Annotated in this window: 22 protein-coding genes, 2 tRNA genes and 1 riboswitch; of the genes, 11 read left to right on the top strand and 13 right to left on the bottom strand. The window is 38.1% G+C overall.

The window, feature by feature from the left end:
- Window positions 1–6: 6 nt before the first annotated feature.
- The 3 genes from ABX891_RS01230 to ABX891_RS01220 form a co-directional block, all read right to left on the bottom strand.
- On the bottom strand, window positions 7–1395 hold the full coding sequence (locus tag ABX891_RS01230; RefSeq protein ID WP_309167902.1) for an alpha/beta hydrolase: 1389 nt from the start codon (window positions 1393–1395) through the stop codon (window positions 7–9).
- Complete coding sequence (locus ABX891_RS01225; protein WP_309167903.1) at window positions 1385–4105, bottom strand: ATP-binding protein; 2721 nt, start codon at window positions 4103–4105, stop codon at window positions 1385–1387. Before ABX891_RS01225 ends, ABX891_RS01230 begins: the two co-directional genes overlap by 11 nt.
- A gap of 72 nt (window positions 4106–4177) precedes the next feature.
- Window positions 4178–4633: an Lrp/AsnC family transcriptional regulator gene (locus ABX891_RS01220; RefSeq protein ID WP_024604725.1), complete on the bottom strand. Its 456-nt coding sequence runs from the start codon at window positions 4631–4633 to the stop codon at window positions 4178–4180.
- A gap of 136 nt (window positions 4634–4769) precedes the next feature.
- Between ABX891_RS01220 and ABX891_RS01215 the strand changes: the two genes are divergently transcribed.
- Both ABX891_RS01215 and ABX891_RS01210 read left to right on the top strand, forming a co-directional pair.
- Complete coding sequence (locus ABX891_RS01215; protein WP_165744624.1) at window positions 4770–5939, top strand: PrnB family protein; 1170 nt, start codon at window positions 4770–4772, stop codon at window positions 5937–5939.
- 1 nt (window position 5940) lies between these two features.
- A complete protein-coding gene (locus tag ABX891_RS01210) occupies window positions 5941–7065 on the top strand; it encodes an aminotransferase class V-fold PLP-dependent enzyme (protein WP_309167904.1) in 1125 nt (374 codons plus the stop codon).
- Here the strand turns inward: ABX891_RS01210 and ABX891_RS01205 are convergent.
- The 4 genes from ABX891_RS01205 to ABX891_RS01190 all read right to left on the bottom strand — a co-directional run bounded on the left by ABX891_RS01205 (window position 7049) and on the right by ABX891_RS01190 (window position 8437).
- Window positions 7049–7537 carry an RNA-binding protein gene (locus ABX891_RS01205; protein WP_024597153.1) on the bottom strand — a complete coding sequence of 163 codons (489 nt, stop codon included), beginning with the start codon at window positions 7535–7537 and terminating at the stop codon, window positions 7049–7051. The two genes, ABX891_RS01210 and ABX891_RS01205, sit on opposite strands and share 17 nt — an antisense overlap.
- A 307-nt stretch (window positions 7538–7844) precedes the next feature.
- A tRNA-Ser gene (locus ABX891_RS01200) sits at window positions 7845–7937 on the bottom strand.
- A gap of 50 nt (window positions 7938–7987) precedes the next feature.
- Window positions 7988–8078, bottom strand: a tRNA-Ser gene (locus ABX891_RS01195).
- A 218-nt stretch (window positions 8079–8296) separates the two neighbouring features.
- Window positions 8297–8437 (bottom strand): hypothetical protein, encoded by a 141-nt coding sequence (locus ABX891_RS01190; protein ID WP_004335040.1) that lies wholly within the window; start codon window positions 8435–8437, stop codon window positions 8297–8299.
- Window positions 8438–8762: 325 nt separating this feature from the next.
- Between ABX891_RS01190 and ABX891_RS01185 the strand changes: the two genes are divergently transcribed.
- The 3 genes from ABX891_RS01185 (at window position 8763) to ABX891_RS01175 (ending at window position 9897) form a co-directional block, all read left to right on the top strand.
- Window positions 8763–9155 (top strand): diacylglycerol/lipid kinase family protein, encoded by a 393-nt coding sequence (locus ABX891_RS01185; RefSeq protein WP_309167905.1) that lies wholly within the window; start codon window positions 8763–8765, stop codon window positions 9153–9155.
- A gap of 14 nt (window positions 9156–9169) precedes the next feature.
- Window positions 9170–9301, top strand: a complete 132-nt coding sequence (locus ABX891_RS01180; protein WP_309167906.1) for a hypothetical protein — start codon at window positions 9170–9172, stop codon at window positions 9299–9301.
- A gap of 185 nt (window positions 9302–9486) precedes the next feature.
- Window positions 9487–9897, top strand: a complete 411-nt coding sequence (locus ABX891_RS01175; RefSeq protein WP_354630087.1) for a diacylglycerol/lipid kinase family protein — start codon at window positions 9487–9489, stop codon at window positions 9895–9897.
- Between the two features lie 37 nt (window positions 9898–9934).
- Here the strand turns inward: ABX891_RS01175 and ABX891_RS01170 are convergent, their stop codons facing one another.
- Complete coding sequence (locus ABX891_RS01170; RefSeq protein WP_309167907.1) at window positions 9935–10864, bottom strand: DMT family transporter; 930 nt, start codon at window positions 10862–10864, stop codon at window positions 9935–9937.
- Window positions 10865–10966: 102 nt separating this feature from the next.
- Between ABX891_RS01170 and ABX891_RS01165 the strand changes: the two genes are divergently transcribed.
- Window positions 10967–12409 carry an aminotransferase-like domain-containing protein gene (locus ABX891_RS01165; RefSeq protein ID WP_354628760.1) on the top strand — a complete coding sequence of 481 codons (1443 nt, stop codon included), beginning with the start codon at window positions 10967–10969 and terminating at the stop codon, window positions 12407–12409.
- 236 nt (window positions 12410–12645) lie between these two features.
- Here the strand turns inward: ABX891_RS01165 and ABX891_RS01160 are convergent, their stop codons facing one another.
- On the bottom strand, window positions 12646–13440 hold the full coding sequence (locus tag ABX891_RS01160) for a YggN family protein (protein ID WP_309167908.1): 795 nt from the start codon (window positions 13438–13440) through the stop codon (window positions 12646–12648).
- A gap of 387 nt (window positions 13441–13827) precedes the next feature.
- Between ABX891_RS01160 and ABX891_RS01155 the strand changes: the two genes are divergently transcribed.
- Window positions 13828–14013, top strand: a complete 186-nt coding sequence (locus ABX891_RS01155; protein WP_007579801.1) for a PA3496 family putative envelope integrity protein — start codon at window positions 13828–13830, stop codon at window positions 14011–14013.
- Window positions 14014–14131: 118 nt separating this feature from the next.
- Here the strand turns inward: ABX891_RS01155 and ABX891_RS01150 are convergent, their stop codons facing one another.
- From ABX891_RS01150 to ABX891_RS01140, 3 genes are all read right to left on the bottom strand, one after another.
- The gene (locus tag ABX891_RS01150; RefSeq protein ID WP_033030969.1) at window positions 14132–14629 is read right to left on the bottom strand and encodes a glutathione peroxidase; all 498 of its coding nucleotides are present in this window, start codon (window positions 14627–14629) and stop codon (window positions 14132–14134) included.
- Between the two features lie 73 nt (window positions 14630–14702).
- Window positions 14703–15002, bottom strand: coding sequence for an AzlD domain-containing protein (locus ABX891_RS01145; protein ID WP_004335020.1), 300 nt, complete (start codon window positions 15000–15002; stop codon window positions 14703–14705).
- Entirely contained in the window at window positions 14999–15703 is a 705-nt protein-coding gene (locus ABX891_RS01140) for an AzlC family ABC transporter permease (RefSeq protein WP_309167909.1), read from the bottom strand. Before ABX891_RS01140 ends, ABX891_RS01145 begins: the two co-directional genes overlap by 4 nt.
- A gap of 107 nt (window positions 15704–15810) precedes the next feature.
- On the opposite strand from ABX891_RS01140, the gene ABX891_RS01135 reads away from it, so the two are divergent.
- The 4 genes from ABX891_RS01135 (at window position 15811) to ABX891_RS01120 (ending at window position 19975) form a co-directional block, all read left to right on the top strand.
- Window positions 15811–16467: a cytochrome b/b6 domain-containing protein gene (locus tag ABX891_RS01135; RefSeq protein WP_033038622.1), complete on the top strand. Its 657-nt coding sequence runs from the start codon at window positions 15811–15813 to the stop codon at window positions 16465–16467.
- 88 nt (window positions 16468–16555) lie between these two features.
- Window positions 16556–16643, top strand: a riboswitch (cyclic di-GMP riboswitch).
- A 96-nt stretch (window positions 16644–16739) separates the two neighbouring features.
- Complete coding sequence (locus ABX891_RS01130) at window positions 16740–17303, top strand: hypothetical protein (RefSeq protein ID WP_024604716.1); 564 nt, start codon at window positions 16740–16742, stop codon at window positions 17301–17303.
- 137 nt (window positions 17304–17440) lie between these two features.
- A complete protein-coding gene (locus ABX891_RS01125) occupies window positions 17441–19516 on the top strand; it encodes a S9 family peptidase (RefSeq protein ID WP_354628759.1) in 2076 nt (691 codons plus the stop codon).
- A gap of 60 nt (window positions 19517–19576) precedes the next feature.
- Window positions 19577–19975 (top strand): hypothetical protein, encoded by a 399-nt coding sequence (locus tag ABX891_RS01120; protein ID WP_024597142.1) that lies wholly within the window; start codon window positions 19577–19579, stop codon window positions 19973–19975.
- 22 nt (window positions 19976–19997) lie between these two features.
- Here ABX891_RS01120 and ABX891_RS01115 read toward each other — a convergent pair whose 3' ends face one another.
- Window positions 19998–20750 (bottom strand): LytR/AlgR family response regulator transcription factor, encoded by a 753-nt coding sequence (locus ABX891_RS01115; RefSeq protein ID WP_309167911.1) that lies wholly within the window; start codon window positions 20748–20750, stop codon window positions 19998–20000.
- Window positions 20751–20939 lie beyond the last annotated feature (189 nt).

Raw genomic sequence — 20939 nt, 5'->3', positions numbered from 1 at the left:
GACTACTTACCTTGTAGTTGTTCTAAGCTGTTCTACGTTTTTAATAAACGTACTAATTTGCTTTTTAAGCTCGGTAAAATGAGGATTATAAGTTAAGCGTTGTAAAGCCGGATAGTGTTTTAAGTTGGCGCTTGTTCGCTCTCCTAGTTGTGGATTTTTTGTTGTTTTACATGTCTTGTACAGGGACTCGTCGTTAATAAAGCTGCCACAATTACGATAGGTTGCGTTAATTCCATAATGTGGATTTTGCGGTGAGTTAACAATAGCAATATGCGACATACCATGAACTTTTTTACACTGAGGCGTTGTGCATTGCGGATTATTTACTGTGTAGTCACTAGCAAAGTCTGGCGGTAAAATATCAGTGCTTCCATAAAGTACTAAAGTATCGAGCGGCTTATATTCTACTGAATTATCTTTGTGTAACGCACTTAATAATTTTAGCGTGGCACGCGTATCTATCGTGGTATCAATATCGCTAAGTACACTAAAAATAGGTAATTTAAGTGCAGGGCGTTTGTTTAAGCTACTTACTCTTGCAAGTGACATTGCATCGTACGAAGCGGCAGCTGCATTTAAAGGAAATGATTCATACTTAGCAAAGTCTACATCGGCGTCTTTATCTATCCAATTAACAAAGGGTATGGCATCAATCCACTTTGCTATCCAGCCGTACTTATTATGTGCCTCGGAGCCTGGCGAATAAAGCATAAGCGCTTTAATTTTGGGCGAAATAGTGTGCTTGGTTGCGTAATCAATAAGTAACGCTGCGCCGGTAGAGTAACCTGCGAGTATCACCTCATCAAAGTCTTGCACCGAGCGTTTAATACAGTATTGTATTGCCTGTTGCCATTGGCTAACCTCTACATTGAGTAATGCACTTGCGGCGCTTCCATGTCCTGGTAATAAAATAGTACGCACAGTATAGCCTTGTTGATAATACACTTGTGCTAAATCGTGATACGTAAATGGTGAGTCAGTTAGCCCGTGAATTAGTAGTGCAACTTTATTGCTGTTTGGATGCGTAAGCTCAAAAGGGGCAATAATATCTGCAATAGTAGGGTCAGGTTTTCGCGTACCTTGTGTTACTAATTGCTGGTACGTTTGTGTAATAACAGGGCATGGCATATCTGCACGTGGATTGGTTTTATTTATATGTTTATATGCAAAATCTAAGTAATCGTTAAATGGTAAAAGTGCGTGGTAATTAAAGCGCTGGTGGTTGTGCTCTTTTTCAAAGCGTAATAAGCCTTGTTGCTTACTTTTTGTTATAAATTTAAAGTCGCTCGCCTGCGATATACAGTTTTGAGCGACAGCAATATGCGAAAAAACACTTAAAACAAAACCAAAAGCGACTCTTAAAACTATTCTTAAAATTAAACCACTATTGTTCATTAACTTCTGCATATTGGACAAGACACTCGGTTAGCTTAATGAGTTCAAGCGGTTTTGCAAGGTGCTGGTTAAATCCAACGGCTTGTGCATGTGCTTTATCCTCTGGCATAACGTCGGCAGTTAAAGCAATAATCGGGAGCTCTTGTTCAGTTTTAAACTGGCGGATCAGTGCCGTTGCTCTATAGCCATCCATTACAGGCATTTGGCAATCCATAAGCACTAAGTCAAAATGCTGCTTTTTAACTATATCAACGGCCAGTTCGCCATTTTCTACTATATACGGCACAATTCCTAACGAGCCAAGCATCGCTTTAATAACCATTTGATTTACTGGGTTATCCTCTGCGACCAAAATATCTAGCGAAGTAATATTAGTATTATCAAATGTAATAACATGTTCTTTTTTAGGTTCTGTTGTTTCTAATCGCATTGAAAATGTAAAAGTAGAGCCTTTATTTATTTCACTTTTAAGTGTTATATCAGCCCCCATTAATTGGCTTAACTCTTTCGCTATGGTTAAGCCAAGGCCTGTACCACCAAACTGCCTTGAGGTAGAACTATCCGCTTGGGTAAATGCGTTAAATAATTTTTTATGTTGGCTTGGTTTTATACCTATGCCGGTATCACTAACGGTTATAACTAGCTGTACTTTATTGGCGGCAGTAAACTCTGTTTCTATGTTTAAAGTAACGCTGCCTTGGCTTGTAAATTTAATCGCGTTGCTACATAAATTAAGTAATATTTGCTCAATTCGCATAGGATCACCAATAAACCAGGTATCAACAGGTAGCTTTGAATTAACTTGCCATTTAATACCTTTGTTAACTGCGCTTTGCTCAAACATGTTGTTTATACGTGTTATTAAAGCACCTAAGTCGAATGCAATAGATTCAATAACTAACTTTTGGGATTCTATTTTTGATATATCAAGAATGTCATTAATTAAGTTTAATAAGCTTTTAGATGCTGAGTTTATTTTATCTAAATAGCCAATGAGTGTATTTGCATTGTCTGTTTCTCTAGCAAGTGAAGAAAAACCAATAACGGCGTTTAATGGTGTTCGTATTTCGTGGCTCATATTCGCTAAAAATTGGCTTTTAGCCTGATTAGCTAAATCGGACTGCTTCTTTGCTTGTGCGAGTGAGTGAGTACGCTCTGCAACTTGACGTGTAAGTGCGATTTGTTGCTGATTAAACAGCAGTAAAACCATTAAAATTAAAGAACATACGGCAACTTGAAGTATGAGTAATAATAAAGTTAGTTGACTATTATGTTGTGTTAAAAAGCTTTCTTTAAGGGCTAGTTTTACAATCCATTTTTGCCCTGCAAAGTCCACATCAAACGACATTAAGCGGCTGCCTTTAGCTTGCTGAACATTTTGAGAGTAATTACTATAAAACGGCGGAGTGTTTGTATCTTCGTATATACCAATCGAAAACATATCAGACTGTTCTTTAGAAATGGCCTGCTCAATAATACTACGCACTAAAAATACACCAGTGGCATAGCTTTTAATTGTTTTTTCATCACTATGCTGGGAGTACACAGGGGCAAATAATAAATAGGCTGGTTTAGGTTGTTTGGTTTGCACCAATTGAATTATTTTAGTTCCTACTGGCATGTACTTTATAGCGGGGTTAAGCAGAGAGCTTTTTCGATCAGGGTTTGAAAATACATTAAAGCCAATAGCTTTTTGATTACCATTAAAAGGAGCTATGTATTTTACTATAACAAGGGGATCGCTAGTTTCAAGAGGTTCGCCAACTACATCAATATCTAAATGATAAATGTTTGATATTTCTTGGGCAAAGACGTCGCGTTGATCTTGAGGTATTTTTGCGTTCCACGATAAGGCGTTAATAAATGCGTGCTGAGTTAGTAACTGGCTAGCATAAGAATAAAAATCTTGCTGGCTTAGCATGGGAGATGACTGTACCTGACTTGCTAGGCTCTGCACTGCAATAATACTACGATTTGTATATCTATAAAGGCTGTTTTCTATAACATGGACTTCACGTTCAGCAATTTTAATAGTGTTTATACGATTTTCTTGATCGTATAACTGCGTTGTTACCGCGACTGATAAAAATAAAATAGAGCATACTGCAATTGTCGGAAACGCCGATATATTATGTTGATTAGACTTTTGTGGTAATAAAGAAAGTAAAAGCGGAGTCGCAATTAATACTCCTAATGTATCACCAAGCCACCAGTAAGTAACATTCTTCCAATGATTATCAACACTGTAAACCGAGTTGAATTGGCTTAAGGCAAATACGCCAAAGTTAGCCGAAATTAAGCTGACCAATATTGCTATGACAAGGATAAAGTAAATTATATTCTTGCGCTTTTTAAAGCGCAGCGGGTGCCCAAGCCAATACTTTAAAAGAGCTGCGCCGACCATTGCCTGTATAACAACACCAAAGGCGATATACATAGCCTCGTTAAATGAGTTACCGACCAGGACTAGCTCATGAGCAGAACTGTCAAAAATATTAAGGTTAAAGGCAATTGCAGCTACAAATAAAGGCGGGATAAAGCGCCACCACCAAATATAACAACCGACTAGAGCTATGCCTGCAGGTAACCAAATTGGTATAATTTGCGAGTTAAAAGCAAGTTTAGTGAGTGCTATGCCGACTAAAAAATATGCTAAAGCAAACATGATGTAAAAAATAATGGAATGATTTTTAGAGTTAAAATTTTTCACATAAGGTCCAAGCAATTATTATTGTCGTTTTGAAATATCAGTATAGCTAACAGTAAGTTATTTTGGTTATTTTTATAAAGGTAACTGTTTTTTGCTAAATGATTGTTTAAGCACAACTGTTGATTCTATATTTGCGATACAGCTTAAGCCACCTAGTTGATGTTTCACAAACGTTTCGTAGCTCTCAAGATCATGTGCAATGATTTTTAATAAATAATCATAGCTTCCTGATATTACACAACACTCTAATACATGTGGTAATTTTTCTACATGTTGCTCAAATTGCTCTGCAGCACTGACCGAGTTTTGGCTTAATCGTACAAACGCATATACCAATACATTAAGATTAAGTGCTTTGGGATTTATGGCGGCGTGGTAGCCGGTAATAATGTTTTCTTGCTCTAACTTTTTTATACGCCTTAAACAAGGTGTATCCGATAGGTTAATACTGCCAGCTAAATCTGAAACCGACATACGAGCTTGGCTTTGCAGTGCAATGAGTAATTGCTGGTCTTTTTTATCTAACATAGTTGTCGGCTTTTATTGATTATTTTTATATTTGTAGTGATTATTGCTAAGTATTGCAGTTTTTACTAATTTTTTTGGCGTTTTACCCTCATTGAACTCTGTTAGCATTTAACTATAAAAATAATAGAGCACATCAATGAACACACATACCGCTATTTTCGATCACTGGATACGAACAGAGTTTGTCACTTTAAATAGTGAATTAGAGCAGCTTTATTGGCAGCAAACCGATAAAGCAAATGTAGAAGGAATAGGTGAGGCCTTAAAGCAACAATTAGAAAAAGAAGGCAACGCATTAATTAGTAATTTATTAGCCGAGGGAAACACAGATCAAGGCTTTGATAGCGCTTTTGACTTACTCGGTAACGTAGGATTATTTATGGCAGCGTGTAGGCGCCATGAAATTACTGAGCCAAGCAGAGAAACTACTTCACCGCTAATTGAAGCCTCAGCGCTTGCTATGCATATAGGCGCATCCATTGGCGTAACCCCTCGTTTTGCTACCGCCCACTTAACTACTCATAACAAAGCACTTAACGGTATTTATAAACGATTTACTAATTTACCTGATGAAAAGCTGTTTCTTGATTACAACACCCAAGGTATTTTGGCCTACAAACGGGCAAGTGATGCTTTATTAAAAATATTGCCGTTAGGTATTTCACATCCCTTGTGTGGTGAGTTATTAAAAGTAGCTAAACAAGCGCTTATAGATGTAATTGAGTCAAACAATGCACTTTATTCTGAGCTCGATACAGATCGCTTTTTTAACTGCGTTCGCCCTTATTATAAACCGTACCGTGTAGGTAAAGAGGTTTACAGAGGGGCAAATGCTGGTGACTTTGCAGGTATTAACGTGATTGATATGCTGTTAGGGCTGTGTAGTGCAAACGAGCCTAGTTACTCGCAAATGCTGGTGGATAAGTTTTTATATATGATGCCAGAGGATCAACAAATCCTGCGAGAAGCCATGCGTATGCAAAGCTTTATGGATGACTTTTTACAAGCAGAGCCATATAAAAATACAGATTGGTTTAAAAGCCACGCAACGTTATTTATTCAAGTGTGTAAATTACATGGCGACACCGCAGTCGGTCATCATAATCAACTGGTTGAAAAGTTTATTGCTCAGCCTTCAAAAAATATGCAACAGCAGCATATGAGCAAGGTAACAGCAAGTGGTCCGCCGCTTAATGTGTTACTTGATTCGCTCGAAAAATTAAGAGATAGGCGAGCTAGCGCAAAACGCGACGATATAAAAACACGTTTTGACGATCTAAATACACTTAAAGAATGGGTTAAATAGCATGCTTAAAAATGATTTTTGTATGGCTGATGGCTGTTATTTACTAAACCACTCGGTAGGGCGTCCTCTTAAAAATACGCAGCAATATTTAGCACAGCACTACTTTTTACCGTGGGAGAGCTCAAATAAAGAACCTTGGCAACAATGGCTGCCCGCAGTTGAGCAATTTACTACCGCGCTTGGTAAGTTATTTAATGCGCCTAGTTCGCAGTTTTGTCCTCAGGTTAATTTATCAAGTGGCTTAACAAAATTGCTTATGTCGCATCCACGGCTACAGCAAAAAAATTGTAAAGTGCTTATGGCGCAAAGTGATTTTCCGAGTATGGGTTTTGTAATGCAAAAAGCGTTGCCAAAGTGCGCGCAAATCATATTTATACCTGAGCACGAAAACCTAACAGATATTAGTGTTTGGCAGCGTTATATAACTTGTGATATCGATTTAGTTTTTATAAGCCATGTGTATTCAAATACAGGTGTACAGGCGCCTGTGTACGATATTGTAGCTATAAGTAAATTAACCAATAGTTTATCAATAGTTGATGTTGCTCAGTCAGCGGGTGTTATACCGCTTGATTTAAGCGTGCTCGATGCGGACTTTATGATTGGCTCGAGCGTTAAATGGTTATGTGGTGGCCCAGGTGCAGCTTATTTATGGGTTAACAAAAATCAAATAGAGTATTGTGAGCCTAAAGATGTGGGTTGGTTTTCGCATCAAAATCCATTTGAGTTCGATATTAACCACTTTGAATATAACGCCAGTGCGCTTAAGTTTTGGGGGGGCACCCCTTCTGTAGCGCCTTATATTATTGCCGCAAATAGTATTGCCTACTTTGCAGAGCTAACAGCTCACAAGGTAAGGGTGCATAACTTAGCGATGCTTACTCTTATTCATGAGCAACTAAGCGAATATGTTGCATCACCTATGATTGGTGATAAATGCAGCGGGACTGCTATTTTGTTTTTTAACAAGCAACAAGACCATGTACTTACAGAGCTTAATAAAGCGAAAGTTAGTGTAGATGCTCGCAAATTTGGAATACGAGTATCGCCACATATTTATAATACTCAAGAAGACGTTGCGCAATTTATTTCTATAGTAAAACGAGCGCTTAAGGGTTTTGGCTAAGCTGCTGCTTTCTTTGCTTTAATGACTCTATTTTTTGCTGCGTTTGACTAATTGATGCGTCGTAGGCTTGTTTTAATGAATTTGTTTTAGTTGCGATAGCATCAGCAATAGACGAAGCGCCTAAACGATTGGCCTTATCTTGGGTCATATAATCTATTTGTTGTTTTTTAGCTGCGTATTCTTTTTGGCTTTGTTCAATAGATAGCTCAAGGCGCTTTATTTCACGCTCTATTTGCTGAACTTCTAAGTAGTCATCAACAGAGGTATCGGTGATACCTTTACCGGGCGTAGAGCTTTTATATGCTTCAATTACATTTATATCTTTTAGAGTAATAACTTGTGCATCTTTAGCGCAAGGCGTTTGGCTAAAAGTAGGAACGCCCTTAATTACACACTTATACACTGTTGTACTTTGTGCCAAGGTAAAAAATGGTGCTGCCGCGCAAAATGATAGCAATATGAACCGGATCATAGTTAAATCTATAAGTGGCTAAAGTTGTGTTAATAATGCCCTAAGTTATTACTAGGCACAATTTGTTTAGTTTTTATAAATTTTTGGCACAAAAAACCACAATCAAGCGGTTTAAATTAAGTATGGTCCAGAGGGAGGGATAGACTTGCTTACATCCATGTAATCAATCGCTACGCGACGCTTGCAGCGGCCTAAAATGTTCCAGACATTTTGTCGAACCCTGTCGAGGGTTCTCACCCTCCCAATTTAGTATCGGTGTTAAATTTTGGGCACAAAAAAACCACAATTAAGTGGTTTAAATTAAGTATGGTGGAGAGGGAGGGATTCGAACCCTCGATAGAGCTACAAACTCTATACTCCCTTAGCAGGGGAGCTCCTTCGGCCACTCGGACACCTCTCCAACGCATAACCGGTTGTATTGATGGAGTAAAAAAGCCACCAATTAAAATATGGTGGAGAGATAGGGATTTGAACCCTAGATGGGCTATAAACCCATGCCGGTTTTCAAGACCGGTGCATTCGACCACTCTGCCATCTCTCCGTGACGCAGAATAATACTTAGGTGATACCGCTGTGTAAATAGCAAAATGACTGTTTGCCTAAAAAACATACGTAAATGAGGTTTTTTTTGTAAATAAGGGGAAATTAAGGCAATTTTTAATAAAATAAATAGGTTGCAGCAAACAATGGGAGCTAAATAAGTGACTTCATTTAGTGGTTGAGTGTTCGCTGCACCGAAAAATAATCATGGTTGGGTGATTATTTATATTGAGCTGCACCGCTAAGTGCTAGTCTTTTACCAATCGTGTTAAGTTTAGCTAACATTCTTGCTTTACGGTTAGTTGGTTTAACGGCTACTTGCGCTGCTGCTGTTTGATTTAATGTATTAATTGGTTTCATTATTTTGCTCCGGTTGTATCTGTTGAAATCGCGTGCATTTTGCACGTTGCTTGGTTAAAAATACAACGATAAAAATTGAGCCTGAGGGATTAGTTAAACTAATCTGAATTGATTTTATTAATATGCGATTCAGTAAGTTGCATTACTGTTTTTGCATAGCTATTTATATGACGGTTGGTTTTAACCCCTTTGATGTTGGGGTTTTTGGTTTTTTAATTTATTTTTATGCATTTTATACAATGTTTTTTGATTATTTATTCAGATTAAAAAAATTTAATTAAACGTTTGTTATCTCACTCTAAAATACATTGCTGGAAACAAAAGCTTGTCACTACTTATAATTATTAAACCAAGTATCAAAAAACAGAGCCAAAAATCATTGGCATGGCTTAAAAATATCTGTAAAAAACGCAGCTTTTCTTATTGTATATTTACTACAACGGGAAGCTTTGACGGTGACTGCGCTCAAATAAGGTTGTTACTGAGTAAATTTCCCAAAGTAGTTGCACTAGGTGGCGATGGGACATTGAACTTGGCGGTTAATGCGCTAATAGGCAGCAGCTGTTCGTTAGCATTATTACCTTGCGGTACAGGTAACGATTTCTCCAGAGGGTTTAATTGCAAAGAAGATGATTGGCGAAAGGCATTATTTAATACACCGACAGCAATTGATATAGGAAAAATTAATAGCCGCTATTTTATTAATATTGCAGGGTAGGATTTGATGCTCATGTGATTAAAACAATTAACGAGAAAGCTAATTTTTCATCTTTTGATTACAGTTGGACGAGTATCAAAGAGCTATTTTATTATCAAGCTCAGCAGTTACAAGGTACGTTTAATGACGATGTAAGGGCGTGTTGATCTTTGTGGATTGAAATTTGTTCAATCTAGGGGCGATTAAATTGCGGCGCGATGTTTGTAACCTAGTGGGCTAAGTAAAAACCGAGCAACAAAGAGTTAATCGTCCCTAGAAAGAACCCAAAGGGCAGCACATGTTTGGCATTTATGCTGCGTTATCGCCTATTTATGGGGAATAACCACACTGCATAGGCTCTGCCTGGCCTAAAAACCAAACATACTGCTGCAAATTCAACCACCAAAGGTCAACACGCCCTAGGCAGTATCAAAATTTAATTACTGTATTTGCTAATCATAAGTACTTTGGTGGCGGGCTAAAAATAGCGCCAAAAGCAGATTTAATTGATGGTCAGCTTGAGTGTTATCAAATGCGATCGGGTGGGCTTTTTTATAATGTAATAAGCTTTATTAAGTTATTTTTTAAGCGTCATGAGTATATAAAAAACCTTACCTATAGTCGCTTAAATACAGCTTCCATAAATACTGAAGGGCTATTGATTGAAGCAGATGGTGAGCTGATAGGTAAAACTCCTGCAGTTGTTAGTGTGCATGGACAGGCCTTACTTTTTCATATGCCAATAAAAAAGCGCCTACAGTAAAGTAGGCGCTTTTGCGTTAGTTGCGTTAATAACGCGTCTAACTGGGGACGGAGCCACTTTTAGCTATTGCTCTATTAGCTAAAAAGGCGTTAATTCGTTTTGTTGGGGTAAGCACAATGGCGTTACCTAATAGTACTAAGCTAAACCCTGCAAAGGTATTTGCGTGCCATTCAAACCCTTCAAAAAAACTACTTAGCGTTACTGCCACTAATGGAAATAAAACAATAACGTAGCTGGCTTTTTCAGGGCCAATATTTTTTAGTAGTGCAAAGTAGCAACCAAAAGCGATTACGGTGCCAAATATTGATAAGTAGAGTAATGATAACCAGTAACTCGGTGGCGCGTTTACACTAAATTGCACGTCATTCATTAATACATATAGCGCTAAGCCTACGGCGCTATATAACATGCCCCATGCATTGCCCTGCAATACGCCAATTTGCTTACGAGAATTTCGAACGCTTACCATATTTCCTAATGAAGCCACAAAGGTACCGCTAAGAGCAAGTAGTAACCCGACCAATGCACCATTACTTAAGTCGAACTGCTGTAACTGCGGCCAAAACAGGGACGTAATACCTAATACAGCAAGAACAGCTCCTGTATAAATTCGCTTTGAGATTGGTTTACCAAAAAATAGTCGAGTGTTAACTATGTTCATAACCAGCAGCATCGAAAAGGCAATGGAGCTCATGGCTGAGGTTAGGTAATTTTGTGCCCAGTAAAGCATTAAGTAATTTAAACCAAAGTTAAACAGAGCTAATAAAGCAAAAAAGCCATGATCGACTAATGAGAAACGCATGTCGGGTTTTTTGTACGCTACATACAACCACATTAAAAGTGCTGCAATAGCAAAGCGATAAAATAACGATAGCTCTACCGCAATATCACCTAGCTGAAATTCGATGGCTAACCAAGTAGAACCCCAAATTAAAACGGTTGTAATGTATAGCGCTGCACTTTTCATGGTTACTCTCCAAAGCCCGATTGAATGGCTATTTTAAGACCTATCTGTATACTTACCATATACAGAAAAGTAAAAATGTAACCTATACAGATTTGGTGTGTGATGATAAGACAAAAAAATAGCCAGGGGCATGAGTTTCTATATCAGCAAGTTATTCAGTTGATCAGAGATATGAGCGCCCAGCAGGTTTTACTCCCTGGCGAAAAACTTCCATCACTGCGTAAAATGGCAGATAACTTAAACATTAGTATTCCGACAGTGAAGCAAGCTTATCAAACACTTGAAGATCAGGGGTTAGTAGAGGCACGTGAAAAATCAGGGTATTTTTTAAAAGTCGTTAGCATGGCGCATAACTTACCTAAGCGAGTTAAATTGAGTCGCGAGCCTGTTGTGGTAAATAAACAAGCCTTAATAGAGCAGGTATACAGCGCCATTCATCAAGCTAACGTAGTCCCTTTTGGTATCGCTAATCCTATAGCCGCTGCACCTACCGATAAAGCACTGGCCAGAAATATGCGCCGAGTAATGACAATTGCCGGCAGTAAAGCCATTAACTATGGGCCAACAGATGGATTTGTGCCGCTGAAAAAGCAACTAGTGCATCGCTATCTAGATTTTGGCATTGGTATAAATATGGACGAGCTTGTGATCACCAATGGTGCACAGGAAGCCATGGCTATTGCGCTTAAATGTGTGACAAAGCCAGGCGATGTAGTTGCCATTGAGACGCCTTGTTATCACGGGATTATCGAGCTAATAGAGAGCTTAGGGCTTAAAGCGCTCGAAATACCACTGTGCCCAGATAATGGCATCTGGTTGAGCGATTTGGAACGCGCTTTGAATGAGCATGACATAAAAGCATGTTTATTCTCGACTGCAATTAGCAACCCTGTAGGCAGCTTTATGCCAGATAAAAACAGACAGCAGCTGGTGGAGCTACTTGAAAGTCATGACGTAGTGCTTATTGAAGATGACGTATACGGCGATTTATATTTTACGGCAAAACGAGGCACACCAGCTTTAGCGTACTCTAAAAAAGGATTAGTGATTAGTTGCTCATCTTTTTCTAAAACCGCAGCGCCGAGCTATCGTGTAGGTTGGTTAGTTGCGGGTAAATTTGCAACGCAAGCAAGGCGATATAAAAGAGCACTAAGTTGCTCTGCTTCGTTAATAAACCAATGGACGTTATCTGAATTTATTGCCAGCGGCGAGTACGACCGAAATTTAAAAGTACTTAGGCAACGCCTGCGCGATAACAAAGAGCGTATGCGATGGTGCTTACAACAAGCTATGCCAAAAAACACACGTATAAGCGATCCAAAAGGAGGCTGCGTTATGTGGCTAGATTTAGGAGGCGAATACGATAGCCAAACATTGTTTTTACTTGCGCTTGAGGTTGGTATTAGTATTACCCCTGGGCTTGTTTTTTCGGCCTCTAATAAATATAAAAGCTGCGTAAGGTTAAGTTATGGTGTGCAATGGAGCGCGCAAATTGAGCAAGCAATAGTTACATTGGGTAAGCTTACTTTATTAGCTAAAAAGTAATACCAATCTGCTTATATATGGGGTCTATTTAACGTTAAGAAAATTACGCTAGAGCTAGGCAAAAGTTTTTGTATCTAGTTGTTCTAAATAAAAAATTTAACGAAGTTATAGTGCAATTTAATTCGTTAAACTGATCAAAGATTTATGCAGGTTGGTATAAGTTTGCGAAACATAAAAAAGCAGCATTTAAGTAAACTTAAATGCTGCCAAAGGGATGTTAAATAACGTTTGCTGTACTAATTCTGTTTAAAACTAAATAACTGGTAACCTTCAAGCTCAGGCACTTGCATTATTAATTGCTCTTCTTGTTTTGCTATATCAGCAAAGCTTCCACATAAAGAGTTAGCACGTTCTTCAAGTGCGCTTGCATGTAGCTCTACTTTTTCTTCTATTTGTGCACCCATATTTTCCATACGTTGTTCAAAGGCATCCATATCACCGCCTGAACCAAGTAACTCAGAACCTAAAGCTACTAAAATACTGCCCATTGATTGCATCACTGCTGATTCAACCGCTGTTTCTATCTGCTGCTCAAATTGTTGTTCAAAGTTTTCGCCAAATTGATTAAAACTTTGTTGGCCCATTACAAATGTACCTTGTTGGTAAAATGTGTTTTCTACTTCGATTTTAATGTCATCCATAAGCTCTGACATATTATCAAGGCCGTCAATATTAAATGCATTGCCTACTTCTTCTAATGCCACACCGGCAATTTTAACGCCTTCTAGCGCTATATTAGCTACTTCAGGTAATTGTGTGCGTAAACTATCAGAGTACTTGGTTAGCGCTTCGCGTTGTGAGTTATTAAGTGCTACAAATTCGCCATTTACAGTTAAGTCACCATGGGTATTAAACTGCATGGTTTTATTGTTGACGGTAAAAATTTCCAATTCGTTTGGCTTAATGCGCACATCATTTTTAAATTCGACGTTACATTCATCATTACTAAATGAAATTGCAGAATCGTTATCGTTATGAGCCATAGCGGCTGGCGTACAAATTAATGCGCTAACTAATAGTAATTTTTTCATGTTTGTTCTCTACTTTCTGTTGATGACGATTAACTAATAACAAGTTTGGTGCCAGTTTTATTTTTTAATATAAAACATATGGTTAACTGTTTTTGTTTGTTTTTTAGTAAATGAAATTAATTAATAAATAACTATTTTTTAGTCAAATTGGCTAACTAATAAAAATTAATAAATTTTATTTATCGATACGATAAAAAACTCTCACTTTCCTCAATTCAAATTTAGCGCTATTTATTCACATTACTGACATGAAGACTATTTACAGTAGTCACGTGGCTTTATTTTGATGTTAATTTGCACAGCATTTTGACGTTAAACATTTTAATTTTACCGACTATTGCGATAATAAAATCCTTGGTTGGTCTCAAACACTTTATGGAGTGGGTTGTGGGTAAGACATTTAGTTACGATGCGCTAGATGACGATTTTGTTGAAGACGAGTACGAAATGCTCGGCCGTAATCAACACGATAAGAACAAGCAAAAGGTTAAAAAGAAGTTGGAAGACTACCTTGAGCAAAAACGCTTGCGTAAAAATCTAGGCGAAGACGATTTAAGCGATTACACCGATTAAATTTCACTAGTATAAATAAAATACCAATTAATATTGAGAGTTTAAATGTGCAGTTATGCGTATGTTTAAGTTTCAGTAGTATTGGCAATAAAGAGGCCCTGCGCCTCTTTATTACTTTTTAAAGCGTGCTTTTAGCCTGTGCCAAAGCTTTTTGAATTGTAAGTTCTAGCTTTTCGGGTTTAGTAAAAGGTGCATAACGTTTAATTGGCGTGCCATCTGCGGCAATTAAAAATTTAGTAAAATTCCACTTTATTTTACGTGTTAAAAAACCAGGTAAAGCCGATTTTAAATAACGAAAGACTGGGTGAGCATGCTTACCGTTTACATCTACTTTGGCCGCCATTAAAAAACTCACACCAAAATTAATTAAACATCCTTGCTCTATTTGTGTAGCGTCGCCGGGTTCTTGCTGACCAAATTGATTACACGGAAATCCTAAAATAACTAAACCTTGGCTGGCATATTTATTATGCAAAGCTTGAAGCGACTCGTATTGGTAGGTAAATCCACATTTACTTGCGGTATTAACAATAAGCACAACCTTACCTTCAAAATCACTAAAGTTAATAGGTTGACCCTGCAAGCTTGTTGCGCTTAATTGATGGAATTTGTGCATATTGGCGTCTTTTTTATTATTGTTATTGGTATTTTAACCTGAGTACAGTATTTCATAAAGTATAAAGAGCGCTCTAATTTAAAATCAGAAATAGCCCCATACCGGCAAGCGTTGTGTAATAAATATTATGTGTTTTATAGGCAACAATGATGGCGACTATCGCTGCGCTTAAATAAGGGTTTTGCCAGTTTAAGTTAATGCCATCTTCATTCAAAAACACGATAGGCACCCAAATTGCTGTAAGCACCGCAGGTGCGCTAAAGCTTAAAAATTGCTGCATTTTAGGACCTACTTTAAACGGTAAAGCGCGGTGTAAAAATAAATAACGCGTAAAAAATGTAATGCACGCCATGAGTAAAATAGTTGTCATCATAGCGTTGCTTCCTTTTTAGCGGTTAGCCTTGCTGTGCTATAACCTGCGGCCATTGCCAGCAGCGCTGAGCAAACAAGCCATAACTCAAATTCGGTACTTTTTAAAAGCGTTGCGCTGACGCCTGCTACAATTACCGTAACGAGTGAGGCCAAATTTTTGATTCCCGGAATAACCAACGCGATAAACGTGGCAGCAATCCCAAAGTCGAGCCCTAAATTAGTTAAGTCGGGCAGCATTGTGCCCGCTACAATGCCAATTAACGTCCAAATATTCCATGCAATATAAAAGCTAAAACCAGCGCTCAATGCGTATATTAAGCGTGTTTTTGTTCTATATGCTTTTCGATGATGAGAAAACGCAAACAGCTCGTCGGTTAAAACAAAGCTCACCGGTAAGCGCCAACGCATAGGTTGATCAATGACCTTATGACGCACAGCTAAACCGTATAAAAAGTGCCGAGAGCTAATAATAAATGTTGTGAATAAAATTGTGAGCAATGGTGTGTTGCCCGCCATAAGTTCAATCGCAACAAGCTGTGCAGAGCCTGCAAATACTAATAACGACATTGCTTGGGTTTCAAAGGCGCTAAAACCATTTTGAATCGCTAAAGAGCCGCATAAAATACCCCAAGGAACAACGGCTAAACACAGTGGTAGCATATCTAAAAAGCCTTTTAAAATAGCTTTTTTAACTGGTTGCATGATATTTACTCTCACGGCTTGTAGAATGGCTCATAAGGATACCTTAATATTATGATGTTAAAGTAGTTAACAAATTAAATAATACTGTTTTTTTAAGGATAGGCACAATGACGACGTTAAAAGTGTGGGATGGGTTTATTAGATGCTTTCATTGGTTTTTGGTTGTAAGTATTGCAGTGCTTTATTTTAGTATTGAAGAGGGCATGATTGAGCTTCATTTTGTTGCTGGCTTTTTTACTTTAGCACTTATAGTAACACGTTTAATTTGGGGTGTTATTGGTAGTAAAACCGCGAGATTAAGTGGGTTACTGCACTCTCCTAGTGCTATTTTAAAGGCGCTAAAAACACCAAGCGAATCGTTAGGCCATTCAGCACCCGGTAGCTGTATGGTGATAGTGTTTTTTATATTAATCATAACGCAACTTGTAAGTGGCCTAATGAGTAGCGATGGCATTTTAACTGATGGCCCGCTTGCTCAATATGTGTCTAGCGATACGATTGATTTTGCCAATTGGCTACATGAGCTGAATTTTGACATTTTACTCTATGCTATTGGCTTGCATGTATTAGCTATTATTGTTTATAGAATAAAAGGCAAACCGCTAGTTAAGGCGATGATCACAGGCTCAAAAGAGTTAAAAGCGGATGACTCTGAGGCTAAAGTAACTAAAGCGTCTTGGCCTGCGTGGTTAATATTTATATCTTTATTGGTGTTGCTGGTATTTACGTGGGCGAAAGAGCCTTTAACTTATTTGTTTAGTTAAAAATACATTAAACCAACCTTAAAGGGTTGGTTTTTGTTTTTGGTTACATTCTTTTGTTTGATTGTTATGCGGGGTCGAATTATAATCGCCGCATTGCTGGCAAACTAGCCGAAAGGTTAGGACGCAAAGTTTCCGGTCTAAGGCTTTTTAAAAGCTATGGTAGCGGGACTACTGCATAACGTGTTGTTATGTATCACTTGCCCTCAGTGTATTTTTTGTGTATCCATAGTGTATGGATAAGATTTTGTAACTCTTAAGGTGTTGCCGTGTTTATGCATACGTCGTTGGCCTGTGGAAAGTGGTCAACAATAGGTTGCTTAAATCATCATACCCAATTATTTATTGGTGATGTGGTGAGTGTAATCTTTTACGACATGCAAGGAGAGCTGGTTAGTTTATCATTTGATTACAAGATCACCTCGCTTGAGCAAGGTGAGCCTCACGCATGGCCACGTTTAGTTGCCGAGCATATTAATGTGCATGTTCCTCTGGTTAGCGCAGGTAAAATGACCGAACAGGGTTTAATTGTAGCCTATAGAAATAATGAAATTTTTGCTTTGCAAAGCAGTGGTATATGTAAAGCACACATCGACTTTCATTGTATTGCAAAATGCGATGAGCGTGTTGTTAAGAACCTTGATACTTATGATTACGTGTACCCTGAAAATTGTGAAAACTATAATGCGGGTACAAAGGTATTGCAGCCAAAAACTGGGCATGTATATCAATGCAGGCCTTGGCCATTTAATGAGTTTTGCCGCACGAATGACGATAATAAGTCTATGTTCGAACCTGGTGTAGGGCAAAGCTGGGCTATGGCATGGCAGCAAATATAAAGCTTAAATTATCTTCCCAAAGGTATAGCGGTTTTAGTAATGAAGCGTTTACCGTTTTAGCCCATCCAACTATTGGGTGGGCTTTTTTATTTTTATGATAAACTGCAAATCACATTATTTTTTTAATTGGTTTTGTTGTGTCTCGTCCTGTCTACTCTTTAAGTTTATTACCTAATTTCCCGATTGCTAAACAGCAAGCCCATACATTAAGTACTCATAATAAGATACGTACCGATAATTACTATTGGATGCGTGATGACGATCGCCAGGATGAGCAAGTACTTGCGCATTTACATGCTGAAAATGCGTACTGCGATGAACAGTTAGCTGCTATGAAGCCACTAGAAAATACACTTTTTGAAGAGTTAAAAGCACGCATTGTAAAAGATGATAATTCGGTACCCGTTAAAGATGGGAAATACTGGTATCACTCAGAAGTTCGTGGTGATGATGAATACTCGCGTCACTATAGAAGTACGAGTATAAAGGCCGATAATAAAGAGCTTTTACTCGATGTGAATGTCTTAGCTGAAGGATTTGAGTTTTTTGAGCTGGGCGAAGTCGCACTAAGTCCATGCGAGCAGCTTATGGCTTACTCTGAAGATACTGAAGGTCGTCGTATTTATAATGTTCGCTTTAAAAGCTTAGCGACCGGTGAAATGCTACCTGATGTACTTGAAAATACAGAAGGACAAGTTGTTTGGGCTAACGACAATAAAACTGTTTTTTATGTAAAAAAAGATTTAAAAACGCTATTAGGATACCAAGTATTTAGGCATGAGCTTGGCTGCGAGCAAAGCCAAGACGTAATGGTCTACGAAGAGCAAGACAGCAGCTTTTTTATGGGACTTGGTAAAAGCCGCGATGAAAGCTTAATTATTATTGATTTAGCATCGACAGAGACCAATGATACATGGGTGCTTGATGCTAATAAGCCCACTGGCGAATTTAAAGCATTAATGCCGCGTGAAGATGGCCACGAGTTTGACGTAGATAAGCTAGGTGACACATTTTATATTGTGACTAACTGGCAAGCTAAAAACTTTAGATTAATGACGGCAACAAACGAAACAATTGCTGATAAAACACAATGGGTTGAGCATACAGCTCACAGAGAGAATGTACTGCTTGAAGGTGTAGAGTTATTTAATGACTTTTTAGTATTGAGTGAACGCGAGCAAGGGCAAGCTCGATTTGTAGTTGTTAATAGGCAAGGGGATCGTATGGCACTTGAGTTTGCCGATCCTTGTTATTATGCTGCAATAGCAATGAACCCAGAGCCAGACACAAGCACTGCGCGTATTTATTACTCAAGTTTAACAACACCAGGTTCTTTATATGATGTTGATTTAGCAACTGGCGAAAAAACACTACTTAAACAGCAAAAAGTACTCGGTAGTTTTAATGCCGATGACTATCAGTCTGAGCGATTAATGGTAACTGCTCGCGACGGAGTTAAAGTACCCGTATCAGTTGTTTATCGAAAAGACAGCTTTAAAAAAGATGGCTCAAATCCGTTATTTCAATACGGTTATGGTGCGTATGGCTATACGATTGATCCAAGTTTTTCAAGTTCATCGCTGAGCTTGCTCGATCGTGGTTTTGTTTATGTAATAGCACATGTTCGAGGCTCTGAAATGCTAGGTCGTCAGTGGTACGAACAAGGTAAAAAAGAGCATAAACAAAATAGCTTTAGTGACTTTACTGATGTGACAAAAGCGCTTGTTGCACAAGGCTATTGTGATAGCAGCAAGGTGTTTGCCTCAGGCGGCAGTGCTGGTGGTTTATTAATGGGGGCGGTTGTAAACCAAGCACCAGAGTTATATTGCGGTGTTGGCTGTCATGTACCATTTTTAGACGTATTAACCACGATGCTTGATGAAAGTATTCCGCTCACAACAAATGAATACGATGAATGGGGTAATCCAAATGAGCCTCAGTTTTATGATGTAATTGAAGCTTACTCGCCGTATGACAATATTCGCGCCCAAAACTATCCGAACATACTCGTTACTACCGGTCTTCATGACTCACAAGTGCAGTATTGGGAGCCTATGAAGTGGGTTGCAAAAATGCGTGAACTTAAGACTGATAGTAATATTTTAGTATTTAAAACCGATATGGATGCAGGGCACGGTGGTGCATCAGGTCGCTTTAAAAGTTTAGAGGAAAAAGCACTCGAAATGGCCTTTTTTATTGCTTTATTAAATTAACTGCAAAATCGGAAAATTGTATTATCCTATATATAGAAGTTGATATATGTAAGGCGATTTATGTTTGGTGCACATGGTGAATTTCAAATTTGTTCACAGCCCCCTCAGATGTATTTAGAATTGAAAGGGAGCTTTAATAATGAAGGCATTACGCTGTTAACTAATGGAGTTGTTCAGGAGTTGAGCACTCACCCTGAAAATACGATTAAGTTTGTGGTTGTTAATTTAAAAGAGTTTGAGCTGTTAACTTTGGATGGCCTCGATTCATTAGAGGCCTATTTTGCCGGTGTAAAAGAACGTGGCTATCAACGAGTTGACTATATAAACATTAATATCATAGCTAAAAATATGTTTGAAAAAGTATGGAAAAATAGCGATGTAGAAGTTAATTTTTATAAAGATACCGAAAGCTATTTATTAGTGCACCCAAATGACAGTTATATAAAACAGAACTGGTAATTAATATGAGTATTATAAACCGCTATTGAAGAGGGCTTATAATACTCTCTAAACACCCTTTATAGCGCCGTGAAAGGATTAAACACATATCGTTTTTCAGTCTTACTCTATAATCGCAACTGTCAGTAGGCATCAGTTCGCAAATAGCTTGTTTTCTTACCAGCGTAGAGCGATGAATGCGAACAAATCCTTCAGGTTCTAGTTGTTGTTCAATATTTTTCATGGTTTCGCGATGTAGTACCGGCGTATTACCTTGGGTAAAATGCAGCTCTACATAGTTGCCCGCGCCATTAATCCAAATAATATCATTTATATCAATTAGCCTTACCTTACCTACATCTTTAACCACAATGTGTGATGATGGCTTTGCAGCTTGTGTGCTTTGCTGGTATTGGCGTTCGGCCGCACTTGCAATCGGGCAAAGGTGAATCAGCTTATCAAAGCATTTATCAATACGTGATGCAGTTGAATCTAATATTAAAAAATCTACAGCGCCAACTTCAAAGGCAAAACTCGCAAAATGTCCCGATTGAGCAATAATGACTAACTTCAGCTTTTTAGCAAGCTCTGTTAAATGCACTATTTGCATCGGGTCAGCTAGGTTGGTTAGTTCGTAAAACAGTACATTGTATTGATCTGTGTCTATTTGATCTAATCTATTTGTTTGAAGAAAAGATTGAGATTCAAAGTGCCGGTGATCTTGCACGCGCTTTGTTAAAAATGTTGCAAACTTAGTGTTACTAACAAAAGTTAATGCATGAAAAGAAGCGATCATTATTTTATATCTCTTGCTGTATATAATAATAAAGACCGTGCTTAGCGGAAAAACTGTTATGAAAAGTACAATATATTTATAAAATAATTGTGACGTACTAATTCATCCCATAAAAGCTGCTATTCGTACCAAAGACTACGCCTCATAAATAATGCCCGTAGAGTGTTTAAATAAATCCCCTTACTGTAA

Source organism: Pseudoalteromonas sp. NCIMB 1079, assembly GCF_040567695.1.
GTDB classification, from domain to species: Bacteria; Pseudomonadota; Gammaproteobacteria; order Enterobacterales; family Alteromonadaceae; genus Pseudoalteromonas; species Pseudoalteromonas distincta.
The sequence above is the reverse complement of the archived record's forward strand: the minus strand, read 5'-3'. Positions and strand labels throughout refer to the sequence as shown.